A 281-nucleotide genomic window follows, 5' to 3' on the forward strand; every position below is an offset into this window, starting at 1 on the left:
TGCGGTTAAGAGCAAGCGCCCGCAGTGCGCGCTGGCGGATGACCTCTGCATCGGATGGATTCATTGCGACTTGATGCACGTTGACGGTCTTACGACGAAACTTTCGCGTTTCTTCCGGGAGCGGTTTTGCCAAAGGAGCTTGTCGGACGCACGTCCGGCAAGCTCCTAGGTTGAGCGTATCACTTTTCGAGAAAGGCGGCAGGCTCGTCCGCATGCCCCATCGCGCGCAACCCGATCCGCACCCGCCGTCAACGCACCTGGACCCCAGCGTCCGCAGCCCC

General features: G+C 61.9%; 1 protein-coding gene. It reads right to left on the bottom strand.

Annotation, left to right across the window (positions count from 1 at the left end; translation table 11 throughout):
• A partial coding sequence (locus L5876_RS14665) for a hypothetical protein (protein WP_236957102.1) occupies positions 1-214 on the bottom strand: 214 nt, incomplete at its 3' end.
• Between the last annotated feature and the right edge of the window lie 67 nt (positions 215-281).

The organism is Hyphobacterium sp. SN044 (assembly GCF_021864465.1).
GTDB lineage: Bacteria > Pseudomonadota > Alphaproteobacteria > Caulobacterales > Maricaulaceae > Hyphobacterium.